The sequence below is a fragment of the Oryzobacter terrae genome, assembly GCF_042756445.1.
Lineage (GTDB): Bacteria > Actinomycetota > Actinomycetes > Actinomycetales > Dermatophilaceae > Oryzobacter > Oryzobacter terrae.
Window position 1 is genome coordinate 206874 of the sequence record NZ_CP170578.1, and the last position, 11804, is coordinate 218677.

The 11804-nt window shown below is 73.4% G+C and carries 13 protein-coding genes; 3 read left to right on the forward strand and 10 right to left on the reverse strand.

What is annotated here, in order from left to right; all coding sequences use genetic code 11:
* The first annotated feature begins 9 nt into the window (after positions 1-9).
* Complete coding sequence (locus tag ACFWN3_RS00995; RefSeq protein ID WP_377642548.1) at positions 10-936, forward strand: 5'-3' exonuclease H3TH domain-containing protein; 927 nt, start codon at positions 10-12, stop codon at positions 934-936.
* On the opposite strand, the gene ACFWN3_RS01000 is transcribed toward ACFWN3_RS00995, so the two are convergent.
* Entirely contained in the window at positions 914-1369 is a 456-nt protein-coding gene (locus ACFWN3_RS01000) for a helix-turn-helix transcriptional regulator (RefSeq protein ID WP_377642550.1), read from the reverse strand. The two genes, ACFWN3_RS00995 and ACFWN3_RS01000, sit on opposite strands and share 23 nt — an antisense overlap.
* Before the next feature lie 126 nt (positions 1370-1495).
* Here ACFWN3_RS01000 and ACFWN3_RS01005 point away from each other — a divergent pair, with 126 nt between their 5' ends.
* Positions 1496-1906, forward strand: coding sequence for a VOC family protein (locus ACFWN3_RS01005; protein ID WP_377642552.1), 411 nt, complete (start codon positions 1496-1498; stop codon positions 1904-1906).
* Positions 1907-1957: 51 nt separating this feature from the next.
* Here the strand turns inward: ACFWN3_RS01005 and ACFWN3_RS01010 are convergent, their stop codons facing one another.
* From ACFWN3_RS01010 to ACFWN3_RS01040, 7 genes are read right to left on the reverse strand one after another with little or no spacing between them, the layout of a single operon-like run.
* Positions 1958-4828 (reverse strand): DEAD/DEAH box helicase, encoded by a 2871-nt coding sequence (locus ACFWN3_RS01010; RefSeq protein WP_377642554.1) that lies wholly within the window; start codon positions 4826-4828, stop codon positions 1958-1960.
* Between the two features lie 21 nt (positions 4829-4849).
* The gene (locus ACFWN3_RS01015) at positions 4850-5740 is read right to left on the reverse strand and encodes a YegS/Rv2252/BmrU family lipid kinase (RefSeq protein WP_377642557.1); all 891 of its coding nucleotides are present in this window, start codon (positions 5738-5740) and stop codon (positions 4850-4852) included.
* Positions 5741-5766: 26 nt separating this feature from the next.
* A complete protein-coding gene (tatC, locus tag ACFWN3_RS01020; protein ID WP_377642559.1) occupies positions 5767-6579 on the reverse strand; it encodes a twin-arginine translocase subunit TatC in 813 nt (270 codons plus the stop codon).
* 25 nt (positions 6580-6604) lie between these two features.
* Complete coding sequence (gene tatA, locus ACFWN3_RS01025; RefSeq protein WP_377642561.1) at positions 6605-6904, reverse strand: Sec-independent protein translocase subunit TatA; 300 nt, start codon at positions 6902-6904, stop codon at positions 6605-6607.
* 37 nt (positions 6905-6941) lie between these two features.
* Positions 6942-7256 carry a hypothetical protein gene (locus ACFWN3_RS01030; protein WP_377642563.1) on the reverse strand — a complete coding sequence of 105 codons (315 nt, stop codon included), beginning with the start codon at positions 7254-7256 and terminating at the stop codon, positions 6942-6944.
* A gap of 3 nt (positions 7257-7259) precedes the next feature.
* Positions 7260-8249 carry a helix-turn-helix transcriptional regulator gene (locus ACFWN3_RS01035; RefSeq protein WP_377642565.1) on the reverse strand — a complete coding sequence of 330 codons (990 nt, stop codon included), beginning with the start codon at positions 8247-8249 and terminating at the stop codon, positions 7260-7262.
* A complete protein-coding gene (locus ACFWN3_RS01040) occupies positions 8249-9262 on the reverse strand; it encodes a helix-turn-helix transcriptional regulator (RefSeq protein ID WP_377642566.1) in 1014 nt (337 codons plus the stop codon). The genes ACFWN3_RS01035 and ACFWN3_RS01040 overlap by 1 nt, the downstream gene beginning before the upstream one ends.
* 35 nt (positions 9263-9297) lie before the next feature.
* On the opposite strand from ACFWN3_RS01040, the gene ACFWN3_RS01045 reads away from it, so the two are divergent.
* On the forward strand, positions 9298-10416 hold the full coding sequence (locus tag ACFWN3_RS01045) for a DUF3866 family protein (protein WP_377642568.1): 1119 nt from the start codon (positions 9298-9300) through the stop codon (positions 10414-10416).
* Positions 10417-10425: 9 nt separating this feature from the next.
* On the opposite strand, the gene ACFWN3_RS01050 is transcribed toward ACFWN3_RS01045, so the two are convergent.
* A complete protein-coding gene (locus ACFWN3_RS01050; RefSeq protein ID WP_377642570.1) occupies positions 10426-10806 on the reverse strand; it encodes an FKBP-type peptidyl-prolyl cis-trans isomerase in 381 nt (126 codons plus the stop codon).
* Positions 10807-10849: 43 nt separating this feature from the next.
* Positions 10850-11800: an FKBP-type peptidyl-prolyl cis-trans isomerase gene (locus tag ACFWN3_RS01055; RefSeq protein WP_377642572.1), complete on the reverse strand. Its 951-nt coding sequence runs from the start codon at positions 11798-11800 to the stop codon at positions 10850-10852.
* Positions 11801-11804 lie beyond the last annotated feature (4 nt).

An 11804-nucleotide genomic window follows, 5' to 3' on the forward strand; every position in this document is an offset into this window, starting at 1 on the left:
CCTCGGGCCATGCCGGACCGCCTCCTGCTCCTCGACTCCGCCTCGCTGTACTTCCGGGCCTTCTTCGGGGTGCCCGACCAGCGCACGTCGGAGCACGAGCCGCCGACGAACGCGCTGCGCGGCTTCCTCGACATGATCGCGACCCTCGTCACGGCGCACCGGCCGACGCACCTCGTCGCGTGCTGGGACGACGACTGGCGGCCGCAGTGGCGCGTCGACCTCGTCCCGACGTACAAGACGCACCGTCTCACCGAGGGGTCCGACGTCGTCGAGGAGAGCCCCGACGGGCTGACGCCGCAGGTGCCGCTCATCCGTGAGGCGCTGGCGGCCGTCGGCATCCCCCGGCTCGGCGCCGCGGGGTTCGAGGCCGACGACGTCATCGGCACCCTGACGGCGCGGCACAAGGGGTCGATGGCGGTCGACGTCGTCACCGGCGACCGCGACCTCCTCCAGCTCGTCGACGACGCGAACCGGGTCCGCGTCCTCTACACCGGTCGCGGCGGCGTGCGCGAGCCTGACGTCGCCACCCAGGACCTGCTGCGCGAGAAGTACGGCGTCGACACCGGCGAGGCCTACCTCGAGATGTCGGTGCTGCGCGGCGACACGAGTGACGGGCTGCCCGGCGTCAAGGGCATCGGCGACAAGACCGCGGCCGCGCTCATCGCGCAGTACGGCTCGCTCGCCGGGCTGCGCGAGGCCGTCGACAACGGCGACCCCGCCATCAAGGGCGCCCGACGCGCCAACCTCGAGGCCGCGTCGGCCTACCTCGACGTCGCCCCCACGGTCGTGCGCGTCGCGCCCGACGCGCCGGTGGCCTCGGTCGACCTCGCACTCCCCCGCGCCGTCGCCGACCCGGCGGCCCTCCAGCGGCTCGCGAGCGACTACGCCATCGAGAACCCGGTCAAGCGCCTCCTCACGGCACTGGGCCTGGACTGACGTCGCCGCCCTCGTCCGCCGGCGCTCCTCCGCGGGGACCTGCCGGCCGGGTCCACCGCATCCGCCACGCGGTCGGCACGAACCCGGTCGCCGGGTCGACGCCGGTCCGGAACACGCTGGGCGACACCCCGACGACGTCGGTGAAGGTGCGGCTGAACGTGCCGAGGCTGGAGAAGCCGACAGCCATGCAGACGTCGGTGACGGGGGTGTCCGTGGTGCGCAGCAGGGTCATCGCCCGCTCGAGGCGGCGGCGCTGGAGGTAGCGGTGCGGCGTCTCGCCGAAGGTGCGCCGGAACTCCGAGATGAAGTGCGAGCGGGCCATGTGGGCGACCGCGGCGAGGGCCTCGACATCGAGCGGCTCGGTCGAGCGCCGGTCGATGACGTCACGCGCGCGCAGCAGCCGGCGGTTGCGGTCCTCCTCGGCAGCGCCCACGACGGACACCGTACGGCGACGGCCGGGAAGAACCGGACTTTCGGAGAAGCAGGAGGTCCGGGCCACGCCCAGCGTCGTCCGGGACGGACCACGACCCGGAACCATCCCGCGACAAGGAAGCCCGACATGCTCAAGCGCAACAACATCTCCTCGATCTTCGTCCTCGACCAGGACCAGGCCCTGACCTTCTACACCGAGGTGCTCGGCCTCGAGGTCGACACCGACGTGGACTTCGGTCCGATGCGGTGGCTCACCGTCCGCGTGCCCGGCGACGAGAAGGCCATCCTCCTCGAGAGGCCCGGCTCGCCCGCGCACGACGAGGCCACCGCCGAGCAGATCCGCTCCCTCGTGACCAAGGGGGCCGGTGGTGGCTGGCTGGCCTTCACCACCGACGACGTCGACGGGGCGTTCGAGCGGGTCGCCGCGTCGGGCGCCGAGATCACCCAGGAGATCGTCGACCAGCCGTACGGGCGCGACTTCGCCCTCCGGGACCCGTTCGGCAACCCCATCCGGATCGGCTCGGTCCACGGCGGCTGAGCCGTCGGCGCCGGACGTGCCGCCCCGGGTCGGTGACCCGGGGGCGGCGCGTCAGTCGAGGCGGTCGGCGGCGACGACCCCGCGCAGGACGGCGTCGACGGCCTGGCGGGCGGTGCGGCGCAGCACCTCGTCGGTCGAGGCCTTGCCGACCTGGTCGAGGAGGTCGACGAGCTGCTTGCACCGTCGAACGAAGTCGCCGGCCGCGATGTCCTGGCCACGCAGCACGGCATCGAGCCGCTCTCCCGACGCCCAGCGGTGCACCATCCACGCCATCCCGCCGTCGGGCATCGACGTCGAGGGCAGGTCGTGCTCGCTCTCGAGGTCCTCGATCTCGCCCCAGAGCCGCTCCATCGCCGTGACGGCCGCGGCCACCTCGTCGTTCGGCATCCGCGGTGCGACCTCGGCCTCCTCGTGCCGCGGCTCGTGGACGAGCGCCGACACGGCCGCGGCGAGGCCCGGCGCGTCGAGGCGCTTCCAGACGTCGTGGCGCAGGCACTCGGCGGCCAGGAGGTCCTTCTCGGTGTAGAGCCGTCGCAGCCGCTCGCCGCGCTCGGTGACGACGGTGCCGCCGTCCTGGAGGTAGCCCCGTGACTCGAGGGCGTCGCAGATCCGGTCGAAGGTGCGGGCCACGGTGTTCGTGCGCCCCTCGACCTTGCGCTGGAGGCCGACGGTCTCGCGCTTGAGGCGCCACCACCGCTCGGCCCACCGGGCGTGGGTCTCGCGCTCGGGACACTGGTGGCACGGGTGGGCCTTGAGCTCGGCGCGCAGGGCGGAGACCCGCTCGCTCTCGCCGGCCGCCGCGGCGGCGTCACGGGCGGCCCGGCGCCGAGGGGTGTCCTCGGAGCCGTGCGGCACCGCGATGCGCAGCGAGGTCGCGAGGTCGCGCCGGCTCTTGGGGGACTTCGGGTTGAAGTTCGGGGGCACCTTGACCTGCGCGACGGCCTCGACGGCCTCGGGCACGTCGACGAGGGTGAGCCGGCGGAACTGCTTGTCCTCGGTGACGACGGCGGGCCCCGTGGGGGCGCCCTTGGCAGCACGCGCGGGCTGGACGACGACGGCCCACCCCGCACGGCGCCCGGCCGGGATCCGGATGACGTCGCCGATCCTCAGGTTCTCCATCGCGACGGCCGCCTCGGCCCGGCGCGACGCCGACCTCGACTTCGCCCCGTCCTTCTCGGCGTCGGCGAGCCGTCGGCGGAGCTCGGCGTACTGGCGGAAGTCCCCGAGGTGGCAGTGCATCGCCTCCGCGTAGCCGTCGAGCCCTTCCTCGTTGCGCCGCACGGCCGTGGCGATGCCGACGACCGCCCGGTCGGCCTGGAACTGGGCGAAGGACGTCTCGAGGATGTCGCGCGCCACCTCGCGCCCGACCTGGGAGACGAGGTTGACCGCCATGTTGTACGTCGGCCGGAAGCTCGAGCGCAGCGGGTAGGTGCGGGTCGACGCGAGACCGCCGACGGCGAGCGGGTCGACCCCGCGGCCCCACTGGACGACCGCGTGCCCCTCGATGTCGATGCCGCGCCGACCCGCCCGACCCGTGAGCTGGGTGTACTCGGCCGGGGTGACGTCGACGTGGGCCTCGCCGTTGAACTTCACGAGCTTCTCGAGGACGACCGTGCGCGCCGGCATGTTGATGCCCAGCGCCAGCGTCTCGGTGGCGAACACCGCCCGGATCCTGGCCGCGGTGAAGAGCTCCTCGACGATCTCGCGGAACAGCGGGAGCATCCCGGCGTGGTGCGCCGCGAAGCCACGGGACAGCCCTTCGACGAAGTCCCAGTACCCGAGGACGCCGAGGTCCTCCTCCGCCAGCGACTCGACCCGCTCCTCGACGTGACGTCGGATCCGCAGTCCCTCGCGCTCGGGGATGAGGCGGGTCCCGGCGGCGAGGAGCTGGCCGACCGCGGCCTCGCAGCCGACCCGGCTGAAGATGAAGGTGATGGCCGGGAGCAGGCCGTCGCGGTCGAGCTCCTCGATGACCTCCGCGCGGGTCGCTCCCCCACCCGGGCGGCCGCCGCGGGCGAACCCGCGCCCACCGTCACCGCCGCCGGGCCCGCGTCCGCCGCCCCCTCGTGACCCCGACGACCCCGACGACCGCGACCCCCCGCCGACGCCGCCGCGACCGCGGCCGCCGCGCTGCTGCATCCGCGCGGGGGTACCGCGCCCCGAGCCGCGGTGGGCGGTGTCCTCGACCCGGCCGCGCTGCTCGGCGTTGCGGATCGCGTGGAGCAGGTCGGGGTTGACCCGGTTCCCCGCGAAGAGGTCGAACATCGTCGTGCCGACGAGCATGTGCTGCGAGAGCGGGACCGGCCGGTGCTCGGAGACGACGACCTCGTGGTTGCCGCGGACCTCCGCGAGCCAGTCGCCGAACTCCTCGGCGTTGCTCACCGTGGCCGACAGCGACACCACCTGCACCGACTCGGGAAGGTGGATGATGACCTCCTCCCACACCGCCCCGCGGAACCGGTCGGCGAGGTAGTGGACCTCGTCCATGACGACGTAGCCCAGGCCGTGCAGGGTCCTCGAGCCGCCGTACATCATGTTGCGCAGCACCTCGGTCGTCATGACGACGACGGGGGCCTCGCCGTTGACCGAGGAGTCACCGGTGAGCAGGCCGACGTTCTCGGCCCCGTGGCGGCGCACGAGGTCGTGGTACTTCTGGTTCGACAGCGCCTTGATCGGCGTCGTGTAGAACGCCTTGCGCCCGGTCGCCAGGGCCAGGTGCACGGCGAACTCGCCGACGATCGTCTTGCCGGCGCCGGTGGGGGCCGCGACGAGGACGCCCTTGCCCTCTTCGACCGCCTCGCAGGCCGTCAGCTGGAACTCGTCGAGGGGGAAGTCGAGGCCGTCGGCGAACCGGCGGAGCTCCGATCCTTCCCGGCGCGCACGGGTGCGGGCCGCGGCGTACCGCTCAGCGGGGCTGGGCATGCGCTCAGGCTACGTCAGGCGTCACGCGAGGACGGTGAGCGCGCCCGGCACGGCCTCGACCGTCATCGGCAGCGCGCCGAACCGCTCGCCGTCGGCGTAGGCGACGATGCCCGTCGCCTCGAGCCGCACCGAGCGGGCCCGCAGGATCTCGACGGCGGGGTGGCTCGTGTGACGGCCCGAGAAGACCCGGGGGAAGACGCGCAGGAACTCGGGGGTGCTGATCCGGTGGAGGACGAGCACGTCGAGCAGGCCGTCGTCGAGGACGGCGTCGGGGGTCACCTTCATGCCGCCGCCGTACGACGGGCCGTTGCCGACGGCGACGAGCATCGCCTCGGTGTCCACCTCGCGCCCGTCGAGGACGAGGCGGTACGGGATCGCGCGGAACAGCGGCAGCTCGCGCAGGATCGCCAGGTTGTAGCGCATCTGCCCCTTGGGCCAGCGCCACGTGTTGGCGCGCTCGTTGACGACGGCGTCGAACCCCGCGGCCAGCACCCCGACGAACCACTTCTCCTCCCCCGTCGGCGTGGTGTGCCGCGCGGCGTCGATGCGGCGGGTCCCGCCGCCGAGGAGGCGTTCGACGGCCTTGGCCGCGTCGCGCACGGGAAGCCCGAGGACGCGCGCCACGTCGTTGCCCGTGCCTGCGGCGATGATGCCGAGGGACACCTCCGTGCCCGCGCAGAGGTTCGCCCCCAGGTGGACCATCCCGTCGCCACCGACGACGACGAGGGCGTCGACCGCCCGGTCGGCGATGGCCGCCCGGCCCTTGGCCAGGGCTCCACGGGCGTCAGCGGCACTGAGGTCGAGGAGCTCGACCCCGGCCGCGCGCAGGAGCGTCAGCGCCTCGTGGCCGACCCGCGCCCCCGTGTTCTTGCCCGAGGTCGGGTTGACGACGATCCCCAGGCGCTGCGGCATGGCGCGAGGCTAGTGCAGCCGGGACGTCAGAGGGAGGAGGCCTCGGTGTCGTCGACGTCGAGCCAGTCGGGGCGGTTGGCGGCCTTGCGCTTGTCGAGCAGCCGGCAGACGAGCCAGGCCCCGAAGTAGAGGAGGGTCAGCGGGGCGGCGAAGACGAACATCGTGAACGGGTCGGCCGTCGGGGTGGCCACCGCGGCGAAGACGAAGATGAGGACGATCGCGACCCGCCAGCCCTTGATGAGGCGCGTCGCCGGCATCGCGCCGATGGCGTTGAGCCCCACGAGGACGACGGGGAAGAGGAAGCCGATCCCGAAGACGAGGATGAACCGGGTGACGAACGAGAAGTACATCGACACCTGCTGGATGTTCGACGTCCCGCTCGGGCTGAGGCCGTAGAGGATCGACAGCGACTGCGGCAGGATCGCGTAGGCGAGCGCGCAGCCGAGGAGGAAGAGCGGCACGGTGGCCCCGAGGAAGGCCAGCGAGATCCGCTTCTCCTTGCGGGTCAGGCCCGGGACGATGAACGCCCAGATCTGGTAGAGCCACACCGGGCTCGCGACGACGACGCCGACGAAGATCGACAGGCTGATGAGGTTGGACAGCGCGCTCGTCGCCTCACCGAAGTTCAGGCTGATGTCGTTCTGCGGGTTCGCGAGCTTGTACTCGTTGAACGGCTCGGACAGGAAGGCGAACACCCGGTCGTAGAAGACACCCGCGACGATCGAGGTGACGAGGACGGCAGCGGCCGCGATGAAGAGCCGGCGCCGGAACTCCTTGAAGTGCTCGCCGAGCGTCATCCGCCCTTCGGGCTCGCGAGGGCGTCGGCGCAGTCGGGCCATGGAGTGGTGGGCGGCGAAGGGAGGGTCAGGCCACCGGGCCGGACTGGTTGTCGGTGCGCGGGGCGTTCTCCTTGACGGCGTTGCCGTCGGCGGTGGGAACGGCGCGGTCGACGGTCGAGGTCGGCTCGATGGACTCGCTGGCGACGGTCTGCCCGGACGCGTCGGACTTCTTCTCGTTGTCCTTCTTCATCTCGTCGACCTCGGACTTGAACACCCGGGCCGAGCGGCCGAGGCTGCGGGCGGCGTCCGGGAGCTTCTTCCAGCCGAAGATCAGAATGATCAGCACCGCGATGATGATGATCTCGGTCGGTCCGATCCTGCCCATGGGGTTCAACTCCTGAAGAGGTGGTCTGGCGTCCGATTCAGTCTACGCGTGCCCAGCGAGGCATCCGCGCGGCCCGACGGGAGCGTCTCGCGGCGGCCTGCTCGGCACGCTGCGCCCGATACTCCTCCCGGAGCCTGGCTGGGTCCTGTGTCACCGCTGTGGGGGCGGGTTCCGCCTCGCGCAGCTCGTCGACCCGCGCCTCCAGCTCGGCCAGGAGACCGCTCGCCCGGGACAGCTCGCGGGTGAGCACCCTCGCCCTCCCCCAGACCCGCCGGCCCAGGACGAACAGCCACAGCGCGCTCGCGACGACGAGGACGACCCACAGGAGCACCCAGCCCCACCACGGCAGCACCGTTCAGCCCTCGACGGCACCCGGGTAGGCGGCCAGGGCCGCGGCGGCGCCCTCGGCGACCTCGGCGACGACCTCGGGGGGGTCGAGGACCACGGCCCGACCCCCCATCCGCCACACGAGCCGGCGCAGCCAGGCGGTGTCGGCGGTGCGGACCCGGACGAGGAGGCCGCCGCCGTCGGCCGCGGGCACCTCCTGCGAGGTCTCGACGGGGTAGTAGTCGGCGATCCAGGTGGCGCCCGGCAGCAGCCGGAGGGTGACGACGAGGTCGTCGGGTCCGGGGCGGAAGGTGCCGTCGGCGAGGTCGCGCTCACGGGCGCCCTCGGGCGGGGTGCCGTCGACGTCGAGGACGGTGAGCTCCTCGACCCGGTCCATCCGGAACAGGCGGGTGTCCTCGGCGCGGTGGCACCAGCCCTCGAGGTACCAGCGGCCGTCGTAGCCGACGACGCGCATCGGGTCGACGTCGCGCTCGGTCGCCTCGTCACGGGCGGGCACGAGGTAGCGCAGGTGGACCCGGCGGCGGGCGGCGATGGCCTGGCGGGCGCGGGCGAGCAGCTCGGCGGAGGTGCCGTCGTCGACCTCGGCCCTGACCCGGCTGGCGGGGGCGGCGGCGCCGCCGGCGGCGTCCTCGAGCTTGGCCAGCGCCCGGTCGACGGCGTCGCGCTCGTCGAGGCCCGGGACCTCGCGCAGGGTCCGCAGGCCGACCATGAGGGTGACCGCCTCGTCGACGCCGAGGCGCAGGGGGCGGGCGATGGTGTCGGCGTTGCCGACGAACACCTTGCCGCCCTCCCAGTCCGCCTCGATGAGCTCGTCGGGCATCTGGCCGTAGCCGCACAGGAAGAGCAGCCTGAGGTCGGCCTCGAGCTGGTCGACGCTGACGCCGAGGTCGTCGGCCGCCTGCTGGACGTCGATGCCCTGGCGGTTGACGAGCCACGGGACCATCGTCAGCAGCCGGGCCAGGCGCGCGGTCGCCGTCTCCTGGGTCGCACCGGCCATCAGGTGCCCCCTCCCCCGTGGGCGACGAGCGCCCCGCGCAGCCGGCGGGCGACGGCCTCGACGAGCTCGGTCGGCTGCTCGGCGACGACGTCGGCGCCGTAGCCGGCGACCTGCTCGGCGAAGTCCTCGAGGTCGTGGTAGTCGAGGTCGACGAGGTCCCAGGTGTCGTCGACCTCGCCGACGGTCCGGGCGTGCCGGCGCAGGCTGTGCCCCGTGCCGCGCCGGACCCGGACGACGGCCGGGCTCGGCCGGGTCGCCGGAGTGGTCACCCGGGCGACCATCAGCTCGGGCTCGTGGTCGGCGGGGACCTCGAACGAGCCCGCCCGGCCGGTGGTGCGCACGGCGCCGGTGATCCGCGACAGGCGGAAGACGCGGGCGCCCTCACGCTCCTCGTCGTAGGCGTTGAGGTACCAGCGGCCGTGCCACGAGATGAGCGACCACGGCTGCACCCGGCGCTCGGTCGCCTCCTCGGCGTCGGGGCGGCGGTAGGAGAACGCGAGCGGCACGCGGCGGACCACGCCGTCCTTGACGGCGTCGAACGCCGGCTCGGTGGTCCGCAGCCGCGGCTCGATGCCGATGAGGGCGTCGCCGTCGCGCTCGACGCCCGCGGCCTTGAGCTTGCGCAGCGCCTGGGCCGCCGGACCGGCGAGCGAGGCCTGCGCCCAGACCCGGCTGGCGAGGCCGAGGACGGCCAGCTCGTCGGGCTCGAAGGCGATGTCCTTGAGGGCGTACTCGCGCTGGTGGATGCGGTAGCCGGGCTCGTCCTCGTGGAGCGGGTCGATGTCCTCGGTGACGAGGGGGATGCCCAGCTCGCGCAGCTCGTCCTTGTCGCGCTCGAACATCCGCTCGAAGGCCTCGGTCGACGCGGAGCTGCCGTACTGCGGCACGAGCTGGCGGATCTGCGCCTTGCTCATCGGCCGACGCGTGTAGAGCAGCACGAGGACGAGGTTGAGCAGGCGCTCGGTCTTGACCTGGGCCGCGCTCGGCGCACCGGCCCCGGGATCGCTGCTCACCCGCCAGACGCTACCCGACGGATACGCTGCCGACCGTGATGCAGTGGCGAGCCGGGACCGTCGTCGGCGAGGTCCGTCGGTGGCCGGGTGCCGTCGAGCTCACGGTGGCGCTCGACGGGTCCGACGAGCCCGCCGGTGGTGCCGCGGAGCCGGTGCGCGCGCTGGCCTACACCGCGATGGTGGGCGTCCCCGAGGTCGGCGAGCGCGTCCTCCTCAACGCCTCGGCCCTGCTGCGCGGGCTGGGGACCGGGGGGCTGGCCTTCGTCGTCGCCCGCACGGACACCCTGCCCGCGGACCCGGAGGGCGGACCCGGCCACATCGTCAAGGCCCGCTACACGCCCCTGCAGCAGATGCTCCTCGCGGTCGACGAGCAGGACAGCCCGCACCACGACGACCTCGCCGAGGCCGACGACCTCGAGGGACTGCCCGTCGTCGTCGCCGACCTCCACTCGGCCCTGCCCGCCGTCGTCGCCGGGGTCCGGCACGTGCGGCCCGACGCCCGGGTCGCGTACGTCATGACCGACGGCGGCGCCCTCCCCGCGGCGTTCTCGCGCGCGGTCGCCGGGCTCACCGAGGCCGGCTGGCTCGCCGCGACCCTCACCGTCGGGCAGGCGTTCGGTGGCGACCACGAGGCCGTGACCACCCACACGGGGCTGCTCGCCGCGCGGCACGTCGTCGCGGCCGACGTCGCCGTCGTGGTGCAGGGGCCGGGGAACGTCGGTACCGGCACCCGGTGGGGCTACTCGGGTGTCGCCTGTGCCGACGCCCTCCACGCGGCCGACGTCCTCGGCGGGCGCGGCATCGCCTCGCTGCGGGTCAGCGGGAGCGACCGGCGCGAGCGGCACCGCGGCATCAGCCACCACAGCCGCACCGCCTACGGGCGCGCGCTCCTCACCCCGGCCGACGTCCCGGTCACGACCCTGCCCGACGCTGCCCTCGACGCGCTCGTCCGCCGCCAGGTGGGCGAGCTCGTGGCCGGCGCCCGTGCCGCCCTCACCGCGGTCGAGGTCCCGTCCGACGGCCTCCTCGAGGCCCTCGGCACGTCACCCGTGGCCCTGACGACGATGGGGCGGGGTCCTGGTCAAGACCCCGCCCCGTTCCTCACGGCGGCCGCCGCGGGTGCCCACGCGGCAGCGCTCAGCGCACGCCGGTGAGCGCCGTGCTCAGCGCACGTCCACGAGGTCGACGACGAAGATCAGCGTCTCGCCGCCCTTGATGGCGCCGCCGGCGCCGCGGTCGCCGTAGCCGAGGTGCGGCGGGATCGTCAGCTTGCGACGTCCGCCGACCTTCATGCCCTCGATGCCGCGGTCCCAGCCGGCGATGACCATGCCGACACCGAGGCGGAACTCCAGCGGGGCGCCACGGTTCCACGAGGCGTCGAACTCCTCGCCGGTCGAGTGGGCGACGCCCACGTAGTGCGCCGACACCGTGCTGCCGGAGGTGGCCTCGGCGCCGTCACCGACGGTGACGTCCTCGATGAGGAGGTCGGCCGGCGGGGCGTCGCCGGGGAAGTCGATCTCGGGGCGGGTGGGCTCGGTGCTCACGTCGGACCTTTCGTCGATGGGTGCTGCTCGGAAGAAGGGCCGCTCAGTACGCGGCGAGGACGTCGACGACGAAGACGAGGGTGTCGGTGCCCTTGATCTTCTCGCCCGAGCCGGCGGCGCCGTAGCCGTCGGCCGGCGGGATGACGAGCAGCACGCGGCTGCCGATCTTCTGGCCCTTGAGACCGGTGTCCCACCCCTTGATGACGCCACCCTGACCGAGCTGGAACTCGAAGTACGGCTGCTCGGGACGGCTCGCGCTGGAGTCGAAGACCTCGCCGTTGCGGTAGAGCGCGCCGGTGTAGGCCACGCGGACGGTCTGGCCGTCCTCGACCGCCGCGCCGTCGCCCTCGATGAGCGGCTGGACGACGGTCTTCGTCGGGGCCTTGACGCCCTTGGGCACGGTGATCGTGGCCGGCTTGCCCTCGTTCATCGTCACCGTCGGGAGGTCCTTCTTCGGCGCGACGGCGGTGCCCTTCGCCTCAGCCAGGACCTTGGTGGCGGAGACGAGGTCGACGACGAAGACGACGGGGTCCTCGGCGTTGATGCTCAGCTGGGGGTTGCCCTGGTCGCCGAAGGCGTCCTTGGGCGTCGAGGCGATGAGGACGCGGCTGCCGATCTTCTTCCCCGGGAGCTGGCTCTTGAAGGAGGCGAAGAGGGCGGCGTCGCCGAGGTTCAGGCCGACCGCGCCGCTGTCCCACGTGCTGTGGGCGACCTTGCCGTCGCGGCCGTTGACGATCATCGCCTGGACCGACACGAGGTCGTCCTCGGCCACCGCGGCGCCGTCGCCGTCGCTGACGACCTTGGACTCGGTGCGGGTGACCTTGAGGGGCCCGTCGACCGCCACGGTCGGCGCCTTCGCGGGGTCCGAACCGGTCACGGTGACGGCGGCGAGAGAGGCGGAGCCCCCGCTCGCGGACTCCTCACCGCAGCCGGTGAGGACCAGGACGCCGGCGAGGACGGAGGCGGAGAGGAGGGCGGGGAAACGTCGGGGCACGAGT

Excerpts from the sequence above, each read along its gene's own strand:
- tatC (WP_377642559.1), bottom strand. The coding sequence starts at position 6,579 with ATGGCCCGACTGCGCCGACGCCCTCGCGAGCCCGAAGGGCGGATGACG.
- ACFWN3_RS01005 (WP_377642552.1), top strand. The coding sequence starts at position 1,496 with ATGCTCAAGCGCAACAACATCTCCTCGATCTTCGTCCTCGACCAGGAC.
- ACFWN3_RS01010 (WP_377642554.1), bottom strand. The coding sequence starts at position 4,828 with ATGCCCAGCCCCGCTGAGCGGTACGCCGCGGCCCGCACCCGTGCGCGC.
- tatA (WP_377642561.1), bottom strand. The coding sequence starts at position 6,904 with ATGGGCAGGATCGGACCGACCGAGATCATCATCATCGCGGTGCTGATC.
- ACFWN3_RS00995 (WP_377642548.1), top strand. The coding sequence starts at position 10 with ATGCCGGACCGCCTCCTGCTCCTCGACTCCGCCTCGCTGTACTTCCGG.
- ACFWN3_RS01035 (WP_377642565.1), bottom strand. The coding sequence starts at position 8,249 with ATGGCCGGTGCGACCCAGGAGACGGCGACCGCGCGCCTGGCCCGGCTG.
- ACFWN3_RS01015 (WP_377642557.1), bottom strand. The coding sequence starts at position 5,740 with ATGCCGCAGCGCCTGGGGATCGTCGTCAACCCGACCTCGGGCAAGAAC.